Here is a 23779-nt window from a genome sequence, read left to right as displayed (position 1 = left end):
CCTTATTTTTCCTCCAGCAGATGCGTGTTGAACTCTGTGCGCAGGGCATCGATGCCTTCCAGGCGTTCGGCCAGCTCCGGGCATTGCAGGGTCAGGCAGGCGATCAGCGCCTCGACCTGGGCCAGGGCCGGGACCAGGCTGTCGAACGCCGAGACCGACGATTCCACCGGTGCACTGATGATCAGGTCGGCCAGTTCGCGCAAGGGCGATGTGTAGATATCACTGAACAGCACGACCCTGGCGTGGCGCTCCTTGGCCGCATTGGCTACGCGCAAGGCCTGGGCCTGGTAGCGACGATAATCGAAGATCAGTACCACGTCCTGGCGCTGCACGTCGAACAGCCGGTCGGGCAATTGGGCGTTGTCCTCGAGGGCAAAACAGCCAGCGCGAAGCAGGCGCAGGTGGTTGAGCAGATACTGGGCCAGGAAACTGCTGAAGCGTCCGCCGAAGCAATGCACCTGATGCCGGTTGTCGAGGAGCCACTGCATCAGAATGCGCACATCTTCGGGCTGGGTCAGGGCCTGGGTTTCAAGGAGCGTCTGATGGCTGGCGGCCAGGTACTGGCTCCAGGTATCGCCCTGTTGCAGTTTGGCGCGGGGGTGTAACAGTGTCCGGGGAGAGCGCAGCCGATGATCCATGTCGACCAGTAGCGCATCCTGGAACTCGGCATAACCACCGAAACCGAGTTTTTTCACCAGCCGCACGATGGTCGGGTCGCTCACGCCGGCATGCTCGGCCAGGCGCGACATCGGCCCCAGGCCGTTGCGTGGATAGTGATCGAGCAGAGCGCGCACGACCTTGCGTTCCGACGGTGTCAAATCCAGACCGGGGTCGGTAATCAGGTCTCTGAGGGGGGGCATCCGTGCTCCTTGCCTGGATGGGTGTTGGATTTCTTTCATAACTCCTGAAAAGAGTATTTATGTAGCGGGTACTACATGTCCAGCGCTTTTTACGTTCCGTTTAAAATGCTCGAAAATGGTGCGAAACCCCTGTAGGACGGGGACTTGGTAGATCGGCATTTGTGTGTCAGCCAATGCTCCTTTTCATGTAAGAGATAACGTCACTTTGTCCTAGATATTTGATTTCATATAAGGTGTTGTACAAGAAACTGCCCCAGCATGGCCGTCCCTTTAGTCCCTCCGGTTGCGTAGAGCCCTGTGTGCAAGCCACTCGTCTGACCCTGCTGTGCCATGCCCGTACCGTCGCTCAGAAAGCGGCGCGCTTTGCCTTGGACGAACCGGTGGATACCGATTGGCTGTCCAGGCGCCCGGACGTCGGCCATGGCTTTGGCAATGTCCGGCAATTGCTTTGTGGTCCAGAGCTACGCACTCGCCAGACGGCGGCTCTGTACGGCGAAACCTTCCGGGTGGAGCAAGCCCTGGCCGATTGTGATTTGGGGCAGTGGCGCGGTTTGTCTATCGACGAACTGCTCAAGGCCGAACCGCAGCGCTTGCAAGCCTGGCTGGACGATCCCGATGCAGCGCCCCATGGCGGCGAGTCCATCACCCGATTGTGTCGCCGTGTCGGAGACTGGCTGGCCAGCCTGGAAAACACCCCTGGGCATGTGCTGGCTGTTACTCATCCGTTCGTGATCCGGGCGGCCCTGGTGAATGTCCTGCACTGCCCGGCGTCCACATTCAATCGCATCGATGTCGAACCGCTGTCCGCCTTGGAGTTGCGGTTCAACGGCGTGTGGCGATTGCGCACCCTGGGGCCTGACGTGGAGCCAAACCAATGAAGAGATTGTTGGTCATCGGCATCGGTGCCGGCGATCCGGATCATCTGACGATGCAGGCCGTGAAAGCCTTGAACCGGGTGGATGTGTTCTTTCTCATGGACAAAGGGCCTGCCAAGCATTCCTTGGTGGATTTGCGGCGTGCAATCTGCGAGCGCTACATCGTCGATCACACCTACCGTTTCATCGAGGCTGAAAGTCCCGAGCGCCAACGCGGCGAGCTGGATTACACCCGCAGTGTCGAGGCACTGAACCGTGCCAAGCAGGCGATGTTCGAAAGGCTGATCAATGAAGAATTGTCCGATGGACAGTGTGGCAGTTTCCTGGTGTGGGGCGATCCGTCGTTGTATGACAGCACCGTGCGCATCCTCCAGGCGATTCTTGATTCGGGATGCTGTACCTTCGAATTCGAAGTGATCCCCGGCATCAGCAGTGTCCAGGCCCTCGCGGCAAGGCACAAGGTGCCGTTGAACAGCATTGGCGGTGCGCTGGAAATCACTACCGGACGTCGGTTGGCGAAGACCCAGGTGGGGGACGGGGCCAGCGTGGTGGTGATGCTCGATGCGCAGGATGCGTACCGCCAGGTGAGCGACCTGGACACGCACATCTACTGGGGCGCCTATCTCGGTACGCCGGATGAAATCCTGATCGCAGGCCGGTTGGGGGAGGTGGCCGATGATATCGAACGTACCCGCAAGGTCGCACGTCAGGCTAACGGATGGATCATGGACACCTATTTGTTGCGTAAACCCTGAAAGTTCGCAGGCATGTCTTAATGCCGATCAGTTAAGCCACAACCTGTGGGAGCAAAGCTTGCTCGCGATTGGGCCGGGTTTGGTACAACGGTGTCGGCTGGCCTACCGCTATCGCGAGCAAGCTTTGCTCCCACGGGTTTGACTGACCGGCATTCGGGCAAGCCCTGGTGCTACAGGCGCTTGTTCAGCGGGACGGCCTCATACCCCGTCCAAACCGCTCCCGATACACCGACGGCGCCAACCCCACCACGCTGCGAAAAGCCACGCGAAAGCTTTCGACCGAACGGTAGCCGCACAACTGGGCGATGTTGTCGGTGGTGTCTTCGGTGCTTTCCAGCAACTCGCGGGCTCGCGCCAGGCGCTCATGTTGCAACCAGGCCTTGGGCGACTGGCCGCAGGCCTGGGTGAAATGGCGCAAGAAGGTGCGTTCGCTCATGGCGGCCTGACTGGCCAGTTCGCGTACGCCGAGGGGTTCATGGAGGCGTTCGCGGGCCCATTGCATCACGCGTGACAGATCACCACGGGGCGTGCGGCTGACCGGTGAGGGAATGAATTGCGCCTGGCCGCCCGTGCGTTGCGGTGACATGACCAGCCGACGCGCCACCGCGTTGGCGACCTGGGCGCCGAAGTCCCGCGCCACCAGATGCAGACAGGCATCGATACCCGCCGCGCTGCCGGCCGAGGTGATGACCTGGCCGGCATCTACATACAGTACGTCCGGATCCACCAGGATGGCGGGAAAGTTCTCGGCCAGTTCATCGGTGTAGCGCCAGTGGGTGGTGGCGCCCAGCCCGTCGAGCAGGCCGGCAGCCGCCAGCACGAAGGCCCCGGAGCAGATCGATAGCAGGCGCGCCCCTCGGGCGTGGGCGTTGCGCAATGCGTCGAGCAGGGCCTCGGAAGGTGTTTCGCTGCGACTGCGCCAACCGGGAATCACAATCGTCCGGGCCGTCTCCAGCAGTTCCATCCCGCCATCGGTCAGGATCTGGAAACCACCCATGGCACGCATCGGGCCGTCATCGACCGCAACGATTCGATGTTCATACCAGGGGAAATCGAATTCCGGTCGGGCAAGGCCGAATATCTCGACGGCTACGCCGAATTCGAACGTGCACAAGCCATCGTAGGCGAGGACGGCGACAAGGCCGGGGGAGGGCTGCATATGGCGGAAAATTCCCACAGAGTGTCTTACGGGCCACTGTAGCGGTTAGTATCAGACGGATAAAGTCTGCCTACGCCCTCATCCTCCATGGAGTACACCTGATGACCAGTCTGGTTAGTGAAGTACCGGCTGCCCCGTCCGACGTCGCCCTGCAGCATTTCAGTCGTCGTCTGACGTTCGAAACGGATTGTTCCGACGTCCATGCCAGCCAGCAGGCCGGGCAGGTCGATTTTATTCTTCTGGACGTGCGCGGGCCGCTGGCGTATGAGCGAGGGCACGTGCCGGGGGCGGTCAACCTGCCAACCCGGTCGATTACCGCCCAGGCATTGTCGGTGTATCCGCCGGACACATTGTTCGTGGTCTATTGTGCAGGTCCGCACTGTAACGGGGCGAACAAGGCGGCGGTCCGCCTGGCGACCCTGGGTTACCCGGTCAAGGAAATGATCGGTGGCATCATGGGCTGGCTGGACGAAGGCTTTCGCCTGACCGGTTCGGTGGAGCGGGTGACGGACACAGCGATCGGCTGCGACTGCTGAAGCCTTTTCTCTGTTTGACAGCCTTCGGTGGCAGGGGCCTCGCTCCCTCGCCACCACAGGTCCGTCAGGTCTTTCGTAAATCCGTAAGTCTGCGGACGAATCCGGGTATTTCTGTAAGTATTTGTCGCTTCAACATAACTTCCCGCCTGAGCACCCCTCTAGACTGCCGGCCACTTCGGTTTTGCCGACCTGATGCTGCACTCCGGTAAGCCGTCGAATCTGCCCGATCCGTCAAAGAATAAAATCAGCGCACGCAGGAGAGTTCATGAAGAAGCTAGCAATGTTCGGTGCCCTGGCACTGTCCGTGTTGTCTCTGTCGGCCGTAGCCGAAGATGCCAAACCGATCCGTCTCGGGATCGAAGCCGGTTACCCACCCTTTTCGATGAAGACGGCCGATGGCAAGCTGGCCGGCTTCGACGTCGATATCGGTGATGCGCTGTGTGAGCAGATGAAAGTCAAGTGCATCTGGGTCGAACAGGAATTCGACGGCCTGATCCCGGCGCTGAAAGTGAAGAAAATCGACGCGATCCTGTCGTCCATGACCATCACCGACGATCGCAAGAAAAACGTCGATTTCACCATCAAGTACTACCACACCCCAGCGCGCTTCGTAATGAAGGAAGGCTCCACGGTCAAGGATCCGCTGACCGAGCTCAAGGGCAAGAAAGTCGGCGTGCTGCGCGCCAGTACCCATGACCGTTTCGCCACCGAGGTGCTGGTGCCGGCGGGCATCGACCTGGTGCGCTACGGCTCCCAGCAGGAAGCCAACCTGGACATGGTCGCCGGCCGTCTCGACGCCATGTTGGCCGACTCGGTCAACCTCGATGAAGGTTTCCTGAAGACCGACGCCGGCAAAGGCTTCGCCTTCGTAGGCCCGACCTACGAAGATGCGAAGTATTTCGGTGGCGGCGCCGGCATTGCCGTGCGCAAGGGCGATACGGCCCTGGCCGAGAAATTCAATGCCGCCATCACCGAAATCCGCGCCAACGGCACGTACAAGAAGGTGCAGGACAAGTACTTCGCCTTCGACGTCTACGGGCATTAATCCCGCGGACGCCAAGGTGGCCCTCCGTTGACGCGGTCGGCCACCTTTTTCATGGGCGATTGTTTTACCCTGCGTCCTGAGCGCTTTCGTATTTGGAGATTTCATGCAACGCATCGACCATACCCTGCCATGGAGCCACCTGGGAACCGAGCGCCGGCTCAGTGTGTTTCGTTACGGCCACGGCCCGCGCAAGGCCTACATTCAGGCCAGCCTGCACGCTGATGAGTTACCTGGCATGCGCACGGCCTGGGAGTTGAAACAGCGGCTCAACGAACTGGAAGCCCAGGGGCTGCTCAAGGGTGTGGTTGAGTTGGTGCCGGTGGCCAACCCCATCGGGCTGGACCAGCATCTGCAAAGCGCCCACATGGGGCGTTTCGAGCTGGGCAGCGGCAAGAATTTCAACCGCTCCTTCGTGGAGCTCAGCGCCCCGGTGGCGCAACGCATCGGCGACCGGCTGGGGGACGACCCGGCTGCCAATATCACCCTGATCCGCCAGACCATGACGCAGGTACTGGACGAACTGCCGGCACCACCTTCGCAACTCGAAGCGCTGCATCGCCTGCTGCTGCGACACGCCTGCGATGCCGACATCACATTGGACCTGCACTGCGATTTCGAGGCGGTCATTCATTTGTATGCCTTGCCGCAACACTGGCCGCAATGGCGCTCCCTGGCGGCGCGGTTGAAGGCCGGTGTGGCACTGCTGTGCGAGGACTCGGGCGGCAGTTCGTTCGACGAGTCCTGTTCATCGCCCTGGCTGCGCCTGGCCAAGGCGTTTCCCGAGGCCGCGATCCCGCTGGCCAACCTGGCAACCACGCTGGAATTGGGGAGCATGGGCGACACCCGAGTGGACCAGGCCCAGGCCAATTGCGAAGCCATTCTGGGGTTTCTCGCCGAGCAGGGTTTTATCGGCGGCGACTGGCCGGCGGCGCCTGCGCACTGTTGCGGAGGGTTTCCGTTCGAAGGCACGCAATACCTGTTCGCACCGCACCATGGTGTGGTGAGCTTCCTGCGTGAGGCCGGTGAGTGGGTGGAGCAGGGTGATCCGGTGTTCGAAGTGGTCGATCCGCTGAATGATCGGGTCACCACGGTAACGGCCGGCACTGCCGGTGTGTTGTTTGCCCTGGACCGTGGACGTTACACCCAGCCGGGTATCTGGCAGGCGAAAGTGGCCGGGGCTGAACCGATTCGCAGCGGGAAATTGATCAACGACTGATAACTGCGGTCTACCTCACCGCACGGCGGTTGCCGTGCGGCTATCGAACGATGGAGGAAGATGAATGCTCAGAGCCCTCACGCTGTTTCTGCTGCTGGTGTCTGCCGGGGCGCAGGCCCAACCGGCACTGCACACGGACCTGCCGCTGAACTACCTGGCGGACGCCGATGAGCAGACGAGAGACCGGCCACTGGTGATTTTCCTGCACGGCTCCGGCAGCAACGAACAGGACCTGTTCGAGCTCAGGGAGGCGTTGCCCGAGCACTACAACTACCTCTCGGTTCGAGCGCCAAAGGTCATGGAACCGGGCCATTACCAGTGGTTTGCGAAAAAGGGCGAGGGTGCTTATGACGGCGACACCTCGGATTTGAAGGCCAGCGGCCAACTGCTGCTGGATTTCATCGCAAAGGCGCGGGCCAAATACCCGACCGACGCCAGTCAGGTGTTCCTGGTGGGCTTCAGCCAGGGTGCGATGATGAGCTACGAAGTGGCCCTGCGACACCCCGATGCTGTCGGCGGCATCGCCGCGATGGGCGGGCGGGTCCTGTCCGGGCTGCGGGCCGAACTGACGCCCGACGAGTCGCGCCGGGCGCTGGCCGTGTTCATCGGCCACGGCACGGCGGATCCGATCATTCCCTACCATGACGGCACCGACGCCAATACGTTCTTGAAGACCCTGGCCCTGGAACCTGAATTCCATGCCTACCCGGGTGTTGGCCACAGCATCAGCGCCATGGAGGTAAAGGATCTGCGAGCCTGGCTGGAACGGCTCAATCCCTGAAATGGGTCACCCCCGTGGGAGCGGGCTTGCTCGCGAAAGCGGTGGCTCTGCCTGCATTGATGGTGAATGTGCCATCGTCTTCCGGGCAAGCCCGCTCCCACAGAAGGTCCATTCACCACCGTCCCATTGTGGGAGCGAGCTTGCTCGCAATGGATGCGACGCGGTTCATTTGCCGGACGACGATTTCCCACCGGCAATCTGCTGCACCAGCGCCTCATGACCTTCCTTGTCACTGGCCCTGGAAATGATCTGCACCACCGCCATGCGCGTGCCGGAGGCGCCCAGCAGCGTGGTGTCGAGCGTCGGTCCGCCGCCCTGGGTGGCGCGGGTATCGAGCTGGCGCAAACCCAGGCCGGTACTTTTCAGGGTCAGGCTTTTTTCACTCAGGATCCTGGCATCCGGCAAGGCTTTGGTTCGTTGGGCAGCGTAGTCAGCCATGGTCGCGTCAAGAAACGCACCGTCGTCGTCCTTTACGTTCGCCCCGTCGATGATGGTGTTTTCAGCGGTGATCACCACGGTTTTGCGGGTGGCGTTGCTGTACATCGTTCCCGATGCCCCCCCTGTGCCCTGGGCCGCCTCACCAGCGGGCAGCGGGGTGACAGTGAAACCCTTTGGCAGGGTGAAGGTAAACTTGCCGCCCAGCATCGAAACCTTCCGGGCCGGCAAGTCACCGTCGGTTTTGGGCTGGGCCGAATGGGCAGGCACCATGACCAGGCCTGCGATGGCCGTCAGAAACAGAGCGGCGGCGTGTTTACTCAGCAGTGACATCGAAACTCTTCCCGTGAGGCGCGTGAAGCGCCAATCATCCCACGGGTCATCACCTGGCTCCAGCAGTGTCCGGCAGGCTTGTATACCTCAGTCCGGCTCTACGTCCAGTTGCAGAGTGTCGTCGGCCAGGCGCTCGGTGCGCCGGACAATGCCACTGATCTTCCGGCCCTCGGCCCTGAACACGACGATCTGGGCCTTTTCCAGGTCCTCGGGCAGTGGCGGCTGCACGCGCAGCGCGAACCATGGCGGCTCATCGTCGTCGAGGCGCATGATGTGGAAGTGGCATTCGACGCTTTTGGTTTCTCGACCAAACAAGGTATCGAGACCGTAGTCAAGGTGTGTGCCGTGGTCGGTTGCAGGGGGCAGGGACATCGCAATCTCCTGGCTGAATGCGCGACTGATGTTCAAGTGATTCTCTGCGTGAAGGAAAATTCCCTTTGGTAAGACGCAAGGGCTGCGCCATCGCTGCAAGCGCTGAAGCATCGGCGTTGCTGCTAGAATCGCCCACCTTGACCTACGCGAGGTATGCCCATGAGCGAACCTATTCGCCTCACCCAGTACAGCCACGGCGCCGGTTGCGGTTGCAAGATTTCACCCCAGGTACTGGAGGTGATTCTGGCCGGTAGCGGCGCGCAGAATCTTGATCCCAGGCTGTGGGTCGGTAACGCCTCCCGGGACGATGCTGCGGTATACGCCATCGATGAGGAGCGCGGGGTGGTGTCGACCACTGACTTTTTCATGCCGATCGTCGACGATCCGTTCGATTTCGGTCGTATCGCCGCCACCAATGCCATCAGCGACATCTACGCGATGGGCGGCGATCCGTTGATGGCGATTGCGATTCTCGGCTGGCCCGTCAACGTACTGGCTCCGGAAATCGCCCGAGAGGTGATTCGCGGTGGTCGTTCGGTGTGTGATGAGGCGGGCATACCGCTGGCGGGCGGCCATTCGATCGACGCGCCCGAGCCGATTTTCGGCCTTGCCGTCACGGGGCTGGTGAGCAAGCGCCACATGAAGCGCAACGACACCGCCACCGCCGGCTGCCTTCTTTACCTGACCAAGCCCCTGGGCATCGGTATCCTGACCACGGCGGAAAAGAAGGGCAAACTGCGCACCGCCGACGTGGGGCTGGCCCGTGACTGGATGTGTACCCTCAATAAACCCGGCAGCCGCTTCGGCAAGCTCGACGGTGTGACGGCGATGACTGACGTCACCGGTTTCGGCCTGCTTGGGCATCTGGTGGAAATGGCCGATGGCAGCGGTCTCACGGCACGCATACGCTATGACGCCGTGCCACGGTTGCCGGGGGTCGAGTATTACCTCGACCTGGGCTGTGTGCCGGGCGGCACGTTGCGCAACTACGACAGCTACGCCAGCAAGGTCGGTCGGGTCCAGGAACTGCACAAGCGTGTGCTGTGCGATCCGCAAACCAGCGGCGGGTTGTTGATTGCGGTCAGTCCCGAGGGCAACGAGTCGTTCCTGGCGGTGGCCGCCGAGCTGGGCCTTGCGCTGGAACCGATTGGCGAGCTGGTCGAGCGACAGACCAACGCGGTCGAGGTGTCATGATGGCCAATGACATTACCGATTACCGCGAGATTTTCCTCAACGACCGGCCGATGATGGATACCCGCGCGCCCATCGAATTCCACAAGGGTGCGTTCCCCGGCGTGGTCAACCTGCCGCTGATGACGGACATCGAACGACAGCGGGTCGGTACCTGCTACAAGCAGCAAGGCCAACAGGCGGCCATTGTGCTGGGGCATCAATTGGTGTCTGGTGAGATCAAGGCGCAACGCATCCAGGCCTGGGCCGAGTTTGCCCAGGCTCACCCGGACGGCCTGCTGTATTGCTTCCGTGGTGGTTTGCGCTCGCAAATCGTCCAGCAATGGCTCAAGGACGAAGCGGGTATCGAATATCCCAGAGTTGGCGGCGGCTACAAGGCCATGCGCACCTTCCTGCTGGACACCGTCGAACAGGCGGTTGCCCAGTGCGACCTGGTATTGCTGGGCGGCATGACGGGCACCGGCAAGACGGAGGTCCTGACCCGGTTGAACAACGGCCTCGACCTGGAAGGCTTCGCCAATCACCGGGGTTCAAGCTTCGGCAAACGTGCTACCGGACAGCCTTCGAACATCGATTTCGAGAACCGCCTGGCGGTGGACGTGCTGAAAAAGCGCGCCGCCGGCATCGAGCAGTTCGTGGTCGAGGATGAGAGCCGCGCAGTCGGCAGCTGTGCCTTGCCGTTGCCGTTGTACCAGCGTATGCAGCAGGTTCCGATGGTCTGGCTCGAAGACAGCGTGGAGCGACGGGTCGAGCGGATCTTGCGGGACTACGTCATCAACCTGAGCGCCGAATTTGTCGCTGTACACGGCGATGAGGGGTTTATGTTGTTCTCCGAGCGGTTGCTGGCGAGCCTGGACAACATCCATAAGCGCCTGGGCGGTGACCGCCATCGGCGCTTGATGACGATCATGGAAGCCGCCTTGGCCGAGCAGGCCGATAGCGGTGCCGTCGACCTTCATCGTGGCTGGATCGAAGGTCTGCTGCGTGAGTACTACGATCCGATGTACGCATTCCAGCGGGAAAAGAAGGGCAGGCGGATCGAGTTTTCCGGGGAGCAGGCCGCTGTGCTGGAATACCTGCGTGAGCGAGCGGCCCGGACAAAGTGAGCAAGTTCAACTCCCACATCGACCGAGGTGGGAGTCCTGCCAAGGGGCGGCGACAGACGCGTTAAAGCAGCGCTGCCCCGATCAATCCGAAGACGATGCCTACCAGGATGGTCAGCAGCGCCACGGTCACCAGCACCCGGGCGTCAAAATCTTTGCGCAACATCAGCAGTGACGGCAGGCTGATGCTCGGCAGGGTCATCAACAATGCCACGGCCGGGCCGGTGCCCATGCCCAGGGACATCATGGTCTGGACAATAGGGATCTCCGCCGCGGTCGGTATCACGAACAGCGTGCCGACGATCGCCAGCGGTACCAGCCACACCAGACTGTCGGCCATGGCCCCGTCGACATGAGGAAACAGCCAGACCCGCGCAGCGCCCAGTACCAGCACGGCCAGCACATAGACCGGGATGGTGCTCCAGAACAATTGCCATAAGGTGCGGGCCCAACGGACGGCGAACGGTTGCGCATCCACCACGCTGGCCTCGGTCACCGCTTCCACCGCCGCTTCGGGCAGGATCTCTGGCCGTGCGATGCGCTGTGCCACCATCGACACGCCAAACACCAGCACGATACCCGCCACCAGGCGCAGAGCGGTGAAGCCCCAGCCCAACACGAACCCCATGAAGACCAGGGTCGCGGGGTTGAGTACCGGGTTGCCGATCCAGAAAGCCAGCGCCGCGCCCACCGAGACGTTCTGCCGGCGCATGCTGGCCGCTACCGGCGCCGCGCAGCATGAGCACATCATGCCGGGCAGGGCGAACAACCCGCCGCGCAAGGTCGAGGCAAAGCCGGCCTGGCCGAACAGGCGTAACAGCCAGTCGCGGGGGATCAGCACCTGCAACAGGGAGCCGAGGATCACCGCCAGCACGGCAGCTTTCCAGATGGCCAGGAAATACACCTTGGCATAGGTCAGTGCCGCCATCAGTGGCGCTGTCTGGGCATCGTTGAGAATCGAGTTGCCGATGTTGTGGCTATCGGCGGCGACGAACGCCTTCAGATAATAGGGCGACCATTTGACATAGTAGAGCCCGACAACGGCCACGAGCAGGAACAGGGCGGGTTTCCACCAGAACGACCAGCTCCGGTCGTCGGCGGCAGAGGTTGGAGACATGAAAAGCGTCCGGTCAGCTGGAGAGTGGGCGCATCATACCTCAGCCTGCCCTGTCCGTGACCTGCCCTGACCGTAGGAGGTGTCGACAGGTCAGGTCGGACAGGTTTCCTGCCCATTGTCGAGGCCTTGCTTGTAAGTCCGGCTGGAGAGGCTGGCCTTGCCGTTGTGCCAGGTCAGCGTCAGCACGTACAGCGAATCGAAATCCCCCGACGCCCAGTCTTCGGTGATGGTCTGCTTCTTGCCCACGGCTTCGCCGGCGACCTTGTTGATCAGTTCGGGCAGATAGCCATGTGACCAGGCCGTGTAGATAGTGGCGTTGTGGTATTTGTCTTCCAGCAGTTCATTTGCGAGGTCGCTGGTGTCATTGGCCGAATATTCGATATTGACGGGGAGCCCGAGCTTGATGGCGCTGGGACTGATGGTCATCAGCGGACGAATATAGCTGTATGAATTATCCAGCTCACCCTCTTCGACGTTGCGGGTCGGGTTGGCCGCGAACACGTAATCGGCCTTGCCGAATTTTTCCGGCAGCAGGGTAGCCAGATCGATGGCGCGATTAAGCCCCCGGCAGTTGAGCTGGCCCAGGCCGCCGGCGGGTTTCTCGGCGTGGCGCAGGAACACCAGGGTCTGGACACCATTCACCGGCTGGGCGCGGCTGACGCTGGACTCCAGTGACAACACCAGACCGCAGGCTACCAGCAGTGTCGGTAGCACCAGCCATGAACGGGGTTTGAAATGTCTGGCGAAATTCAGTGGCTTGATCATCGATAGTAGTCTTCGGCTGTCTCGAATCGAACATCGAGTCAGGCTGACAAACCCTGGCACCGCGAAGCGTTTGGCCTCGGGTGTTTTCCCTGTCGTTACACCCGCTTCGATTCCCCGGGGCATTGCTCAGAGTCCTCTGAAGCCCTTTGGTTCGATCCAGCGGCGGCTTCTTCCATGAGATGGGATGAACGTTAGCGACAGGATGTTGCGAAATTAAGAAGAGTCGGTGTGAATCCCATGACGGTGTATGGGGGCCGGAACCCGTCATCGAAGACGAGCCGGGCGAGGAAACCTCTGATGCCTCCAGGGCGATCCTGAATTATGCTCCATCCTTTTAAAGTCGCTGTGGAGCCCCCCGTGCCCAACCTGACCCCATTCCCCATCACCCAGAAATGGCCCGCCCAGTATCCCGAGTGGATCCAGCTCTACTCTCTGCCAACCCCCAACGGGGTAAAGGTCTCGATCATGCTGGAGGAGATCGGCCTGCCTTACGAACCCCATAAAGTGGACTTCGACAGCAACGACCAGTTCTCTCCCGAGTTCCTGTCCCTGAACCCCAACAACAAGATCCCGGCGATCCTCGACCCTCATGGGCCTGGAGACCAGCCGTTGGCGTTGTTCGAATCGGGGGCGATCCTGATTTATCTCGCGGACAAGAGCGGTCAGTTACTGGCCCGGGAATCGGCGGCGCGTTACGAGACGATCCAGTGGCTGATGTTCCAGATGGGCGGGATCGGGCCGATGTTCGGGCAGTTGGGCTTCTTCAACAAGTTCGCCGGCAAGGACTACGAGGATAAGCGACCGCGTGATCGTTATGTCGATGAGAGCAAGCGCCTGCTCAAGGTGCTCGACGGTCGCCTGCAAGGACGAGACTGGATCATGGGCGAGCGCTACACCATTGCCGATATCGCCACGTTCCCCTGGGTGCGCAACTTGATCGGTTTCTATGAGGCGGGTGATCTGGTGGGCATCCAGCATTTCCCGAATGTAACGCGGGTGCTGGAGCGCTTCCTGGCGCGACCGGCGGTGATTCGCGGACTGAAGATTCCGGAGTGAATACATCCATGGCCCACCGATTCGATTTCAAGCAACTGGATGTGTTCAGCGAAGTACCGCTCAAGGGCAATCCATTGGCCGTGGTGCTGGGGGGCGATGGGCTCGGTGATGAGCAAATGATCGCGTTTGCCAATTGGACGAATCTCAGCGAAACCACTTTTTTGCTCGAGCCTCGGCATCCGGAGGCGGATTACCGGGTCCGGATTTTTACGACCTCGACCGAACTGCCCTTTGCCGGCCATCCGACGCTGGGCAGTTGCCATGCCTGGCTGGAAGCGGGAGGCGTGCCGAAAGGGCAGGAGATCGTGCAGGAGTGCGGCGTTGGCCTTGTCAGAATTCGTCGCAGCGAACACGGCTTGTCATTCTTGGCACCGCCGTTGATCAAATCCGGGCCGCTGGAGGCCGATGTGCTTGAGCGGGCGCGAAACGGGCTCGGGCTGGCGGCCGAGGCCATTGTCGAGGCGCAATGGGTCGACAACGGCGCGGGGTGGCTGGCCTTGATGCTCCGGGACCGGCAACAAGTCTTGAACCTCAAGCCTGATTATCACCAATTGCTGGATCTGGCCGTAGGCGTCGTGGCGCCCTGGGACCCGGTCGTCGATGGTGTCGACGCGCAATTCGAAGTCCGGGGTTTCATTGCCGGCGACGGAATGCCGGAGGACCCGGCCACCGGCAGCTTGAACGCCGGTCTCGCCCAATGGATGCTCGCCAAGGGGCTGGCACCGTCGTCTTATGTGGTCAGCCAGGGGTTGACCATGGGCCGGGCCGGGCGGATTCATGTGGAACAGGTAGGTGAGGAGGTCTGGATCGGTGGCGCGGTGGTGACCTGCATCGACGGCTCGCTGACTTTGTGAGCCGGGAAGTTGCGAACACACGAAACCTGATGTGGGAGCGAGCCTGCTCGCGAAAGCGGTGGGTCAGTTTGCATCGATGTTGAATGTACCACCGTCATCGCGAGCAGGCTCGCTCCCACAAGGGGGCCTTGGTGCTCACGGTTTTGCATCCAACAATGATCTACTGTGGGAGCGGGCTTGCTCGCGAAAGCGGTGGGTCAGTTGCATCGATGTTGAATGTGCCCCCGTCATCGCAGCCAGTTCTGCCTTGCTCCCACGTGCCCGGCACAGGGTATCTGGCCACAGAAATAACAAAACTGTTGGAGTTTTATGCGATTCAATCGAGGGTTGATCGGTCTGTTTTCCTTGCTGGCCCTGGCCGGTTGCGGCAGTCGTCAGGCCCAGGAGCCTGAACGCCAGCCAGCACAGGTCAAGGCGCAGATCGTTCAGTTGCTGCCCGCCAGGACGGTAGACCGAGAGGGCTGGGCCACCGATATATACGTCGCGTTTGCCGCTCAGCAGATCCCGCCCACAACACAGAATATCTGCTCGGTGCTGGCGGTGACCGAACAAGAGTCCACTTTCCAGGCCGATCCGACGGTGCCGGGGTTGGGCAGGATTGCCCGGCAGGAAATCGACCGGCGTGCGGCGAAGTTGCACATCCCCAATGTATTGGTCAGCGGCGCGCTCCAGGTGCGGTCCCCCAATGGCAAGAGCTATGCCGACCGGCTCAACGGGGCGCGCAGCGAGAAGGAATTGAGCGGCATCTTCGATGATTTCATCGGTATGGTGCCGTTGGGCAAGACGCTGTTCGACGGCTTCAACCCGGTGCATACCGGCGGGCCGATGCAAGTCAGCATTGCTTTTGCCCAGGCCAATGCCCGGAACTACCCCTATACGGTGGACGGCTCGATTCGTCGCGAAGTGTTCAGTCGTCGAGGCGGCATGTATTTCGGCATCGCTCATTTGCTGGGGTACCCGGTGAGCTACATCGAACCGCTGTACCGTTTTGCCGATTTCAATGCCGGCTGGTATGCCAGTCGCAACGCGGCATTCCAGCACGCAGTGAGTCGCGCCTCAGGGATTACCCTGGTATTGGACGGCGACCTGATCCGGCATGATTCGATCATGCCCGGCAGCACCGAACTGGCAGTGCGAACCCTGGGAAAGTCATTGGGGATGCGCAATCCGACCATCCGTGACCAATTGGAGTTGGGTGACACCCTGGCCTTCGAGGACAGCAAACTTTACAAGCGGGTGTTCGAGCTGGCTGAGAAAGCCGAAGGTAAACCGCTGCCCCGTGCGGTGCTGCCGGGCATCGTGCTAAAGAGTCCGAAGATCACTCGCAAACTGACCACGGCTTGGTTTGCCAAGCGGGTGGATGAGCGTTATCAGCGATGCGTGAGTCGGTCATCCGGGCGTTAGACAACGATCATGAAAAAGCCCGGCGGGTTAGGCCGGGCTTTATTGGGACGCTTTCGGGTGTTGCGGTCAGACAACTCATACGCGGTTCTGCGGCAGACGGTCGGAACCCCCTTCAGCTACACGATTTTCGATCAGACGATCGGAGCCACCTTCAGCAACGCGATTCTCGATCAGGCGGTCGGAACCTCCTTCGGCCAAGCGTTTCTCGATCAGGCGATCGGAACCACCTTCAGCAACGCGATTCTCGATCAGGCGATCAGAACCCCCTTCGGCAACGCGTTTCTCGATCAGGCGGTCGGAGCCATCTTGAGCAACACGTTTCTCGATCAGGCGATCAGAGCCATCTTGAGCAACACGTTTTTCCATCAGGCGGTCGGAACCCCCTTCGGCGACGCGTCGTTCGATCAGTCGATCAGAGCCATCCTGGGCGACGACCGGATGGGAGGAAGCGGCGAATGCGTTGGCGGCCAGAACCGAGAAAGCGAGGCTGAGGATGATTTGGCGTTTCATGATGGTGTGCTCCGGGGTGTTGTGGGTTGGTGTGGCGCCATTGTTGCGCCGGGCAATCATCAAGAGAACTTCATTGACGTGATGGTGACCATCGACGGCAGTGATAGCTGATCGGGAAAGAGCGCCTGTCGTCCATCGGACGGAACATCGGCCAGCCGCCGGGTTCTATCGTCTGAACCCAACAGGGAGGCTGGCTTATGTACCAGTTATTCGGCCACAGACAATCCGGTTCCTCGGCCGTGGAGATTGCGTTGTGCCTGTGCGGCGTGCCCTATCGCCGGATAGATGCCTACTCGACTGAAGACAGCGAGGCGGCGACAGAGCTCGAGGCGTTGAACCCGCTGAAACAAGTCCCGACCCTGCAGTTGCCGGACGGCTCCGTGTTGACCGAAGCCGCGGCCATATTGATTCATCTAGGGTTGACCTTTCCTGCATCGAAGTTATTGCCGGACGATCCCGGGCTGCGCGCACAAGCCATAAGGGGTCTGGTCTACATCGCAGCCAATTGCTATACACCCATCGGCATCATCGATTTTCCGGAGCGTTGGCTGGAGGCGGACGACGACACCCGGCAGCAGTTAGTGTCGGGCACCCAGCAACGGCTGTACCGCAACTGGGCGTTGTTTGCCGATCAATTCCCGGCACAGCCGTTTCTGGGGGGGCATGAGCCAGGAGCGCTGGATATCCTCGCGGCTGTCATCACTAAGTGGCAAGGAACGCGAGAAGCCATGCTCCGCGCACGGCCCGCCTTCCACGATGTATTGGAGCGAATCGATCATCACCCGCGTGTTGCGCCGGTGTTGTCGCAGCACTGGCCGTCGTAGGCGCGGCCGAAAGGATCATGGGCAGGTTTTTCGGGCAGCGGCCCGAACGACCAGGTCGACGAATTGCCGCACGTTGTTCTGATGGGCTGTCACCAGATCATCGAGTGCGGCTGTTGCCGGTGTTTGCAGTGTGCTGCGGCAGGTGAGAGGAGAGGCTTCGTTGCCAAGGCTACGCAAGCGCCATTGCACATCCATACGGGCGTAACGGCCAGGGATCGAGTCGAAGCGCTGCACGTCCACCCGCAACAATAATCGGGCCGCCCCAGGGTTGCTCAGTGGCTCCTCCAGACTGCTGCGCAGCTCATCCGCGAGGCTGGCACCCCACCATTCGGTTTCCAGGATGACCAGGCCACTGTTGCCTTGGCGTATGACCATCTGGGGACGATCCACCTGGGGCGGAACGCTCACTTGCTCGATCCGGATGTCGGCGTTGGCGGGCGGTTGGCTCGCCGGTTGAGCCGGGCTCAAGGTGTGGTAATGGACCGGATCGCTGCGGCAGGCGCCGAGCAGCAGCAGGGCAGCAACCAGGGCGGATTTCAGCATCGGCGGCATGGGACGGGCTCCTGTGATCATTCGTCCACCGGGAATGTGAGGTTCTGTGCCGGAGCGTCCTTGGGACGGCCGCGAAGCAGCGATTCAGGATGGCGGCTCAGGTAGTCGGACAGTTCGCGCAGCGAGCGTGACATACGTCCCAGGTCGTCGAGGGTCTGGGTCAGTTGTTCGCGCTGCGGCGAATCTTCAGCCAGGGTGGAGTTGGCCGATTGCAGGGTCTTGCTGACGTCCTGCAAGGTGTTCTGCACCCCCGGCAGGGTCTTGCTGTTGAACTGCGTCAGGCCTTTGCGCAACTCCACCAGGTTGCCATCCAGGTTGCTGGCGATGCTTTCCAGCGGCAGTTTGTTGATCCGTTCGACCACCGATTGCAGTTGCTCCTGCAACTGCTGCAGGCTTCCCGGGATGGTCGGGATACGGACAGGACGGGCATTCGGATCGAACGCGACTTTTTCGGCTTTGGGGTAGAAATCCAGGGCAATGTACAACTGTCCGGTCAGCAGACTGCCGCTGCGCGCCTGGGCACGCAGGCCCCGCTCGACAAAACTGCCCATCAGGCGGGCGGAGGCGGCTTCGTCCTCCGGATCGTGATTGAGCGCCTTGAGCAGTTTCTCGTGGGCTTTACCCAGCCGCTGGGGATAGATCACAACGCCGACGTTGAGGGGGAAATTGCGCTGTTTTTCGTCAAAATCCAGGTTGATGGCCACCACCCGACCGATCTCTACGCCCAGGAATTCGACGGGTGCACCCACCCGCAATCCGCGAAGTGCCTGATCGAAACGAAGCGCCAGGTATTGTGCCTTGCCGTTGGGTGGCGCCAGGGCACTCTGTTCGTCGGCGAACAGTTCGAACGTTTTGTCCTCGCTGGCGGAGGTATCGTTGGGGCTGTATTCCGGTGCCCGGAACGCAATACCGCCCAACAGCAGTGCCGAGAGCGATTCGGTCTTGACTGCAAATCCGTTGGCGCCGACGTTCAGGTCCACCCCGCTGACGTTCCAGAACCGGGTGTTTTCGGTGACGTATACATCGTTGGGCGCGTTGATGAACACGTCGATATTGACGCCTTTGCCGTCGGCGTCCAGCCCGTAGGACACCACTTGGCCTACCGGGATCTTGCGCAGGTACACGGGAGAGCCGATGTCCAGGGAACCGAGGTCCTGGGAGTGAAGGGTAAAGCGCTTGCCCGGTTCGCCGTAGGTAATCGGCGGCGGGGCCTCAAGGCCAGTGAACGACTTGGCGCGCACCTTGGACTGGCCGGCATCGGCGCCGATGAAATCGCCGGAGAGTAAAGTGTCGATTCCGGAGATACCGCCAGCGCCGATGCGCGGCCGTACCACCCAGAACACCGAGTCCTCGTGCGTGAACGTGTCGGCTGTCTTGGCGAGCTTGACCGTCGCGGTGACGTTTTTCTGATCGTCGCTCAGTTGCACGTCGGTGACCTGGCCGATCACCACGTTGCGGTACTTCACCTGGGTCTTGTTGGCGGTCAGGCCCTGGCCGGTCTTGAAGGTAATGGTGATGGTCGGGCCCTCCTGCAGCCAGTTATTGACCACCAGGGACAACCCCACCAGCACTGCGATGATTGGCACCACCCACACCAGCGACACCGTCCAGCGGCGGCGGGTGACATGGGCGCGGCCCGGTAACGGTTTGTGTCCGTCAGTGGTTTGTGACTTCATCCATGGCCTCCTCGGATGGGGGGGTGTCCCAGATCAACCGTGGGTCGAAACTCATGGCCGACAGCATGGTAAACAACACCACGAGGCCGAAGAACAGGATCCCCGGTCGTGGTTCGATATCGCTCAGTGCCTGGAATTTCACCAGGGCCGCCACCAGGGCCACCACCAGCACGTCGAGCATCGACCAATAGCCGATGACCTCTACCAGCCGGTAGAGCTTTGCCCGCTGGAGCTGAGCCCAGGTGCTGCGCCGCTGGACGGTGACCAGCAGCAGGGTCAGAACCACGAATTTGATGCCCGGCACCGCGATGCTGGCGATGAAGATGATCAGGGCGATGTCCCAGGCGCCGCTATGCCAGAACTCGATGACACCGCTGATGATAGTGCTGTCGGCACCGTCGCCGAGCATCTGCGTGTTCATCACCGGGAGCAGGTTGGCTGGAATATAGAACACCAACGCGGCCAGCATATAGGCCCAGGTGCGAGTGATGGGATCGGGTTTGCGTCGATGCAGGACGGCGTCGCAACGGGGGCACGTCTGGGGTTCGTGGGTCATGTCGCAGGCCAGGCCGCAGCCATGGCACAGGCACAGGTTGAGGTCGCTGGCCTGGGGCGGGGGGCGCAATGGCTCGCCGTTCACAGCTGATCCCAGAGGTCGCGGATGTCGCGCCCGGCAATCCGGATCATCAGCAGGCTCAAGGCCGCCAGGGCGAACAGGCCGATGCCGGGCAGCACGTCCAGCAGCCCGGCGAGCTTGATCACCGCCACCAGGGCCCCCAGCAGGCAGACCTCCAGCATGCTCCACGGCCGCAGGGTTTCCAGGCTGCGCATGCACAGGTTGAACCCCGGCGCCCGGCGGTTGCCGTAGGCGTGGCCCAGCACCCAGAGCAGGAGCACCAGTTGAAGGGCCGGCGCGACGATGATTGCCACCGCGGCGACCAGTGCGATGAAGGTGATCGGTCCCTGACTCAGCGCCACGATGGCGTCCCACAGCGTGGCGCTGTTGCTCAGACCCTGGAAGCGGATGTTCATCACCGGATAGACATTGGTGAAGGCCCACAGCACGGCGGCCGTCACGCTCAGGGCGAGGCGTTTTTCGATGGTCAGGCCGTTGTAGCGCTGAATCACCGCATGGCATCGCACGCACGAGGCTTTCTGGTGCGCCACGAGTACGACCGGCTCGTACACCGCATCGCAATGCTCGCAGATGATCAGTCGGTCGGTATCGGCCATGGGGATGCTCGGCAGGACAACCCCTTCAATATAGAAGTCCGTCGAGAATGAGCAACCCGTCTGACGGGCCATGTGAGGATTTATCCCACACGGCCCGGGATCGATCATTCTCCGCGGATGTACTGCTCCAGCTGCCGGATCAGGTCGGCCTGCTCGGCGATGGCTTCCTTGACCAGGTCACCGATGGACAGCAGGCCGACCAGCTTGCCGTCTTCCACCACTGGCAGGTGGCGCAGGTGCTTTTCGGTCATGATGCTCAGGCAGGTCTCGACGTTCTGGTGCGGGTCGATCGTGATCACGGGCGAGACCATGATCTCGCTGACCCGCGTGCCCACCGACGAGCGACCATGCAGGACCATTTTACGGGCATAGTCGCGCTCGCTGATGATGCCCAGCACCTCATCATTTTTTACCACCAGCAAGGCACCGACATTCTTTTCGGCCATGCGCATCAGCGCCTGTAACACCATGTCGTCCGGTGAGACGGTGTGTACTTGCTGGTTCTTCTCGTCTTTCATCCGGAGCAACTGTGCGACGGTTTTCATGAAGGGCCTCGAGTGTTTTTTTGCGGGTGGTAAAAGAATCGTAGACCCGGCGGCACAGAGCAAGCGGTAAAGCGGCGGCCAGTCGTCCAAAAGCGTCATGGCCGGCGAAGTCGCATGCCCTTCACCAGGGTGGCGAGGGGGATAAATCCCCTCGCCACGGGTAGAATCCGGCTATACGCATAAATTCGAGGTTTGCAAACGGTGGATCTACAGCAGGGCTTCGTTCTGACCCGGCATTGGCGCGATACCCCGGCGGGCACCGAAGTCGAGTTCTGGCTGGCCACCGATGCAGGGCCACAGCGTGTGCGCCTGGCGGTGCAGCCGTCGGTGGCGTTCGTGCCACAGATCCAGCGCGGCCAGGCGGAAGCGTTGTTGCAGGGAGAAAAAGACGTCGAGTTGCGTCCCCTCGACCTGCTGGATTTCGAACATCGTCCGGTGCTGGGCCTGTATTGCCGCCAGCACGCTCAACTGATGCGGCTGGACACCACCCTGCGCCGGGCTGGGGTAGAGGTGTTCGAGGCCGATATCCGACCGCCGGAGCGTTACCTGATGGAGCGCTTCATCACCGCGCCGGTCTGGTTCGGCGGCACCCCCGCCGCCGACGGCCTGCTGCTCGACGCCCAGATGAAACCCGCCCCCGACTACCGTCCGGCGTTGCGTCTGGTGTCCCTGGACATCGAGACCACTGCCCAGGGCGAGTTGTATTCCATTGCCCTGGAGGGCTGCGGTGAGCGTCAGGTGTACATGCTCGGCCCGCCCAATGGCGATGATAGCGGCGTGGATTTCCAGCTCGAATACTGCGAGTCCCGCACTTTGCTGCTGAAAAAGCTCAACGACTGGTTCGCCCGTTTCGACCCTGACGCGATCATTGGCTGGAACCTGGTGCAGTTCGATCTGCGCGTGCTGCACGAACATGCCCGGCGGCTGGCGGTACCGTTGCGCCTGGGACGCGGGGGTGAAGAGATGCAGTGGCGCGAGCATGGCGCACGCAACAACCATTTCTTTGCCTCGGCGACCGGACGGCTGATCATCGACGGCATCGAGTCCCTGCGTTCGGCGACGTGGAGTTTCCCTTCGTTCAGCCTGGAAAACGTCGCACAGACCTTGTTGGGGGAAGGTAAGTCGATCGACAACCCTTACCAGCGCATGGATGAAATCAACCGCATGTTCGCCGAGGACAAGCCCGCCCTGGCTCGCTATAACCTCAAGGACTGCGAGTTGGTGACGCGTATTTTCGCCAAGACCGAACTGCTCAAGTTCCTGCTGGAGCGAGCCAGCGTCACCGGCCTGCCGGCGGATCGCAGCGGGGGGTCAGTGGCTGCGTTCACGCATCTGTACATGCCGCTCATGCACCGACAGGGGTTCGTTGCGCCGAATCTCGGTCAACGCCCGCCCCAGGCCAGCCCGGGCGGTTTTGTCATGGACTCTCAGCCGGGGCTCTACGAGTCGGTGCTCGTTCTGGACTACAAGAGCCTGTATCCATCGATCATCCGCACCTTTCTCATCGATCCGGTGGGCTTGATCGAAGGCTTGCGTCACCCGGACGACCGCGAGTCGGTGCCCGGTTTCCGCGGCGCGCGGTTCTCCCGCACGCGGCATTGCCTGCCGTCCATCGTGGCACGGGTCGCCGAAGGCCGGGAAACCGCCAAACGCGAGCGCAATGCGCCGCTGTCCCAGGCCTTGAAGATCATTATGAACGCCTTCTACGGCGTGCTCGGTTCCAGTGGCTGTCGCTTTTTCGATCCGCGGCTGGCCTCGTCCATTACCTTGCGCGGCCACCAGATCATGCAGCAGACCCGGCAGTTGATCGAAGCGCGGGGGCATGTGGTGATCTATGGTGACACCGACTCCACGTTCGTCTGGCTGCGCCGTGCCCACGGGCAGGAAGAGGCGGCCAATATCGGGCGTGAACTGGTGGCTTACGTCAATCAGTGGTGGCGCGAGTACGTGCATGAGACGTTCGGCCTGGAGAGTGCGCTGGAGCTGCAGTTCGAAACGCATTTCAAACGCTTCCTGATGCCTACGATCCGGGGCGCCGAAGAGGGCAGCAAGAAACGCTACGCCGGGCTGGTGACCCGCGACGACGGCAGCGACGAAATCGTCTACAAGGGGCTGGAGGCCGTGCGCACCGACTGGTCGCCGCTGGCCCGGCAATTCCAGCAGGAGTTGTATGAGCGGATCTTCCACCGCAAGCCTTACCAGGATTACGTGCGCGACTACGTGCACCAGACCCTCGCCGGGGCGTTCGATGATCGGCTGATCTACCGCAAGCGCCTGCGCCGGCCGCTGGACGACTACGAACGCAACGTTCCGCCCCATGTGCGGGCGGCGCGGATTGCCGACGAGTTCAACCAGCGCCAGGGGCGTCCACGGCAGTACCAGAGCGGCGGCTGGATCAGTTACGTCATCACTGTCGCCGGCCCCGAGCCGCTGGAGACCCGCAGCGCGCCCATCGACTACGACCACTACGTGACCAGGCAGCTGCAACCGGTGGCGGATGCGATCCTGCCGTTCGTGGGGGATGATTTCCTGACGCTGGTGGGCGGGCAGATGGGGTTGTTCTGAGGGCTCGCTCCCACAAG

General features: G+C 61.5%; 25 protein-coding genes. 13 read left to right on the top strand and 12 right to left on the bottom strand.

What is annotated here, in order from left to right; all coding sequences use genetic code 11:
* Window positions 1–2: 2 nt before the first annotated feature.
* A complete protein-coding gene (locus AD666_RS17465) occupies window positions 3–860 on the bottom strand; it encodes a MurR/RpiR family transcriptional regulator (RefSeq protein WP_053154557.1) in 858 nt (285 codons plus the stop codon).
* 299 nt (window positions 861–1159) lie between these two features.
* On the opposite strand from AD666_RS17465, the gene AD666_RS17460 reads away from it, so the two are divergent.
* Both AD666_RS17460 and cobF read left to right on the top strand, forming a co-directional pair.
* Window positions 1160–1738 (top strand): histidine phosphatase family protein, encoded by a 579-nt coding sequence (locus AD666_RS17460; protein ID WP_053154555.1) that lies wholly within the window; start codon window positions 1160–1162, stop codon window positions 1736–1738.
* On the top strand, window positions 1735–2490 hold the full coding sequence (gene cobF / locus AD666_RS17455) for a precorrin-6A synthase (deacetylating) (RefSeq protein ID WP_053154553.1): 756 nt from the start codon (window positions 1735–1737) through the stop codon (window positions 2488–2490). Before AD666_RS17460 ends, cobF begins: the two co-directional genes overlap by 4 nt.
* Window positions 2491–2674: 184 nt before the next feature.
* Here cobF and ftrA read toward each other — a convergent pair whose 3' ends face one another.
* The gene (gene ftrA, locus AD666_RS17450; protein WP_053154550.1) at window positions 2675–3649 is read right to left on the bottom strand and encodes a transcriptional regulator FtrA; all 975 of its coding nucleotides are present in this window, start codon (window positions 3647–3649) and stop codon (window positions 2675–2677) included.
* 101 nt (window positions 3650–3750) lie between these two features.
* On the opposite strand from ftrA, the gene AD666_RS17445 reads away from it, so the two are divergent.
* The 4 genes from AD666_RS17445 to AD666_RS17430 all read left to right on the top strand — a co-directional run bounded on the left by AD666_RS17445 (window position 3751) and on the right by AD666_RS17430 (window position 7227).
* Window positions 3751–4185: a rhodanese-like domain-containing protein gene (locus tag AD666_RS17445; RefSeq protein WP_053154547.1), complete on the top strand. Its 435-nt coding sequence runs from the start codon at window positions 3751–3753 to the stop codon at window positions 4183–4185.
* Window positions 4186–4450: 265 nt separating this feature from the next.
* The gene (locus tag AD666_RS17440) at window positions 4451–5230 is read left to right on the top strand and encodes an ABC transporter substrate-binding protein (protein WP_053154544.1); all 780 of its coding nucleotides are present in this window, start codon (window positions 4451–4453) and stop codon (window positions 5228–5230) included.
* Window positions 5231–5333: 103 nt separating this feature from the next.
* Complete coding sequence (locus AD666_RS17435; RefSeq protein WP_053154541.1) at window positions 5334–6446, top strand: M14 family metallopeptidase; 1113 nt, start codon at window positions 5334–5336, stop codon at window positions 6444–6446.
* Between the two features lie 64 nt (window positions 6447–6510).
* The gene (locus tag AD666_RS17430) at window positions 6511–7227 is read left to right on the top strand and encodes an alpha/beta hydrolase (RefSeq protein WP_053154538.1); all 717 of its coding nucleotides are present in this window, start codon (window positions 6511–6513) and stop codon (window positions 7225–7227) included.
* A gap of 165 nt (window positions 7228–7392) precedes the next feature.
* Here AD666_RS17430 and AD666_RS17425 read toward each other — a convergent pair whose 3' ends face one another.
* Both AD666_RS17425 and AD666_RS17420 read right to left on the bottom strand, forming a co-directional pair.
* The gene (locus AD666_RS17425; RefSeq protein WP_053154535.1) at window positions 7393–7995 is read right to left on the bottom strand and encodes a hypothetical protein; all 603 of its coding nucleotides are present in this window, start codon (window positions 7993–7995) and stop codon (window positions 7393–7395) included.
* Window positions 7996–8082: 87 nt separating this feature from the next.
* On the bottom strand, window positions 8083–8367 hold the full coding sequence (locus tag AD666_RS17420) for a hypothetical protein (protein WP_053154532.1): 285 nt from the start codon (window positions 8365–8367) through the stop codon (window positions 8083–8085).
* 159 nt (window positions 8368–8526) lie between these two features.
* Between AD666_RS17420 and selD the strand changes: the two genes are divergently transcribed.
* Both selD and mnmH read left to right on the top strand, forming a co-directional pair.
* Window positions 8527–9561 (top strand): selenide, water dikinase SelD, encoded by a 1035-nt coding sequence (selD, locus tag AD666_RS17415; protein WP_053154529.1) that lies wholly within the window; start codon window positions 8527–8529, stop codon window positions 9559–9561.
* A complete protein-coding gene (gene mnmH, locus AD666_RS17410) occupies window positions 9561–10664 on the top strand; it encodes a tRNA 2-selenouridine(34) synthase MnmH (protein WP_053154526.1) in 1104 nt (367 codons plus the stop codon). Before selD ends, mnmH begins: the two co-directional genes overlap by 1 nt.
* Window positions 10665–10725: 61 nt before the next feature.
* Here the strand turns inward: mnmH and AD666_RS17405 are convergent, their stop codons facing one another.
* Together AD666_RS17405 and AD666_RS17400 are read right to left on the bottom strand one after the other, a co-directional pair.
* The gene (locus AD666_RS17405; protein ID WP_053154524.1) at window positions 10726–11778 is read right to left on the bottom strand and encodes a permease; all 1053 of its coding nucleotides are present in this window, start codon (window positions 11776–11778) and stop codon (window positions 10726–10728) included.
* Window positions 11779–11868: 90 nt separating this feature from the next.
* Entirely contained in the window at window positions 11869–12543 is a 675-nt protein-coding gene (locus AD666_RS17400) for a hypothetical protein (RefSeq protein WP_053154521.1), read from the bottom strand.
* A 357-nt stretch (window positions 12544–12900) separates the two neighbouring features.
* On the opposite strand from AD666_RS17400, the gene AD666_RS17395 reads away from it, so the two are divergent.
* The 3 genes from AD666_RS17395 to AD666_RS17385 all read left to right on the top strand — a co-directional run bounded on the left by AD666_RS17395 (window position 12901) and on the right by AD666_RS17385 (window position 15857).
* Entirely contained in the window at window positions 12901–13599 is a 699-nt protein-coding gene (locus AD666_RS17395; protein WP_053154518.1) for a glutathione binding-like protein, read from the top strand.
* Window positions 13600–13607: 8 nt separating this feature from the next.
* Window positions 13608–14453, top strand: coding sequence for a PhzF family phenazine biosynthesis protein (locus tag AD666_RS17390; protein ID WP_053154515.1), 846 nt, complete (start codon window positions 13608–13610; stop codon window positions 14451–14453).
* A gap of 309 nt (window positions 14454–14762) precedes the next feature.
* The gene (locus AD666_RS17385) at window positions 14763–15857 is read left to right on the top strand and encodes a DUF1615 domain-containing protein (protein ID WP_053154512.1); all 1095 of its coding nucleotides are present in this window, start codon (window positions 14763–14765) and stop codon (window positions 15855–15857) included.
* A gap of 75 nt (window positions 15858–15932) precedes the next feature.
* On the opposite strand, the gene AD666_RS26815 is transcribed toward AD666_RS17385, so the two are convergent.
* A complete protein-coding gene (locus AD666_RS26815; protein WP_082339844.1) occupies window positions 15933–16367 on the bottom strand; it encodes a phage infection protein in 435 nt (144 codons plus the stop codon).
* A 197-nt stretch (window positions 16368–16564) separates the two neighbouring features.
* Between AD666_RS26815 and AD666_RS17375 the strand changes: the two genes are divergently transcribed.
* Window positions 16565–17191, top strand: a complete 627-nt coding sequence (locus AD666_RS17375; protein ID WP_053154506.1) for a glutathione S-transferase family protein — start codon at window positions 16565–16567, stop codon at window positions 17189–17191.
* Window positions 17192–17206: 15 nt separating this feature from the next.
* Here AD666_RS17375 and AD666_RS17370 read toward each other — a convergent pair whose 3' ends face one another.
* From AD666_RS17370 to AD666_RS17350, 5 genes are all read right to left on the bottom strand, one after another.
* A complete protein-coding gene (locus AD666_RS17370) occupies window positions 17207–17743 on the bottom strand; it encodes a membrane integrity-associated transporter subunit PqiC (RefSeq protein ID WP_053154504.1) in 537 nt (178 codons plus the stop codon).
* Between the two features lie 17 nt (window positions 17744–17760).
* Window positions 17761–19419: an intermembrane transport protein PqiB gene (locus AD666_RS17365; protein WP_053154501.1), complete on the bottom strand. Its 1659-nt coding sequence runs from the start codon at window positions 19417–19419 to the stop codon at window positions 17761–17763.
* Window positions 19400–20044, bottom strand: a complete 645-nt coding sequence (locus AD666_RS17360; protein WP_053155379.1) for a paraquat-inducible protein A — start codon at window positions 20042–20044, stop codon at window positions 19400–19402. The genes AD666_RS17365 and AD666_RS17360 overlap by 20 nt, the downstream gene beginning before the upstream one ends.
* An 11-nt stretch (window positions 20045–20055) precedes the next feature.
* Window positions 20056–20652, bottom strand: a complete 597-nt coding sequence (locus tag AD666_RS17355) for a paraquat-inducible protein A (RefSeq protein WP_053155377.1) — start codon at window positions 20650–20652, stop codon at window positions 20056–20058.
* Window positions 20653–20756: 104 nt separating this feature from the next.
* Window positions 20757–21197, bottom strand: coding sequence for a CBS domain-containing protein (locus AD666_RS17350; protein ID WP_053154498.1), 441 nt, complete (start codon window positions 21195–21197; stop codon window positions 20757–20759).
* A gap of 201 nt (window positions 21198–21398) precedes the next feature.
* On the opposite strand from AD666_RS17350, the gene AD666_RS17345 reads away from it, so the two are divergent.
* On the top strand, window positions 21399–23762 hold the full coding sequence (locus AD666_RS17345) for a DNA polymerase II (protein WP_053154496.1): 2364 nt from the start codon (window positions 21399–21401) through the stop codon (window positions 23760–23762).
* Window positions 23763–23779 lie beyond the last annotated feature (17 nt).

Source organism: Pseudomonas sp. Pf153 (assembly GCF_001269775.1).
Taxonomy (GTDB): Bacteria; Pseudomonadota; Gammaproteobacteria; order Pseudomonadales; family Pseudomonadaceae; genus Aquipseudomonas; species Aquipseudomonas uvaldensis.
This window is presented reverse-complemented; position numbering and strand designations above follow the sequence as displayed.

Bases quoted from the DNA above. Each gene is read 5' to 3' on its own strand.
- AD666_RS17435 (WP_053154541.1), top strand. From the start codon at position 5,334: ATGCAACGCATCGACCATACCCTGCCATGGAGCCACCTGGGAACCGAG.
- AD666_RS17430 (WP_053154538.1), top strand. From the start codon at position 6,511: ATGCTCAGAGCCCTCACGCTGTTTCTGCTGCTGGTGTCTGCCGGGGCG.
- AD666_RS17465 (WP_053154557.1), bottom strand. From the start codon at position 860: ATGCCCCCCCTCAGAGACCTGATTACCGACCCCGGTCTGGATTTGACA.
- AD666_RS17375 (WP_053154506.1), top strand. From the start codon at position 16,565: ATGTACCAGTTATTCGGCCACAGACAATCCGGTTCCTCGGCCGTGGAG.
- mnmH (WP_053154526.1), top strand. From the start codon at position 9,561: ATGGCCAATGACATTACCGATTACCGCGAGATTTTCCTCAACGACCGG.
- AD666_RS17350 (WP_053154498.1), bottom strand. From the start codon at position 21,197: ATGAAAACCGTCGCACAGTTGCTCCGGATGAAAGACGAGAAGAACCAG.
- AD666_RS17370 (WP_053154504.1), bottom strand. From the start codon at position 17,743: ATGCCGCCGATGCTGAAATCCGCCCTGGTTGCTGCCCTGCTGCTGCTC.
- AD666_RS17365 (WP_053154501.1), bottom strand. From the start codon at position 19,419: ATGAAGTCACAAACCACTGACGGACACAAACCGTTACCGGGCCGCGCC.
- AD666_RS17390 (WP_053154515.1), top strand. From the start codon at position 13,608: ATGGCCCACCGATTCGATTTCAAGCAACTGGATGTGTTCAGCGAAGTA.
- AD666_RS17405 (WP_053154524.1), bottom strand. From the start codon at position 11,778: ATGTCTCCAACCTCTGCCGCCGACGACCGGAGCTGGTCGTTCTGGTGG.
- selD (WP_053154529.1), top strand. From the start codon at position 8,527: ATGAGCGAACCTATTCGCCTCACCCAGTACAGCCACGGCGCCGGTTGC.
- AD666_RS26815 (WP_082339844.1), bottom strand. From the start codon at position 16,367: ATGAAACGCCAAATCATCCTCAGCCTCGCTTTCTCGGTTCTGGCCGCC.
- AD666_RS17385 (WP_053154512.1), top strand. From the start codon at position 14,763: ATGCGATTCAATCGAGGGTTGATCGGTCTGTTTTCCTTGCTGGCCCTG.
- cobF (WP_053154553.1), top strand. From the start codon at position 1,735: ATGAAGAGATTGTTGGTCATCGGCATCGGTGCCGGCGATCCGGATCAT.
- AD666_RS17355 (WP_053155377.1), bottom strand. From the start codon at position 20,652: ATGGCCGATACCGACCGACTGATCATCTGCGAGCATTGCGATGCGGTG.
- AD666_RS17425 (WP_053154535.1), bottom strand. From the start codon at position 7,995: ATGTCACTGCTGAGTAAACACGCCGCCGCTCTGTTTCTGACGGCCATC.
- AD666_RS17440 (WP_053154544.1), top strand. From the start codon at position 4,451: ATGAAGAAGCTAGCAATGTTCGGTGCCCTGGCACTGTCCGTGTTGTCT.
- ftrA (WP_053154550.1), bottom strand. From the start codon at position 3,649: ATGCAGCCCTCCCCCGGCCTTGTCGCCGTCCTCGCCTACGATGGCTTG.
- AD666_RS17400 (WP_053154521.1), bottom strand. From the start codon at position 12,543: ATGATCAAGCCACTGAATTTCGCCAGACATTTCAAACCCCGTTCATGG.
- AD666_RS17420 (WP_053154532.1), bottom strand. From the start codon at position 8,367: ATGTCCCTGCCCCCTGCAACCGACCACGGCACACACCTTGACTACGGT.
- AD666_RS17445 (WP_053154547.1), top strand. From the start codon at position 3,751: ATGACCAGTCTGGTTAGTGAAGTACCGGCTGCCCCGTCCGACGTCGCC.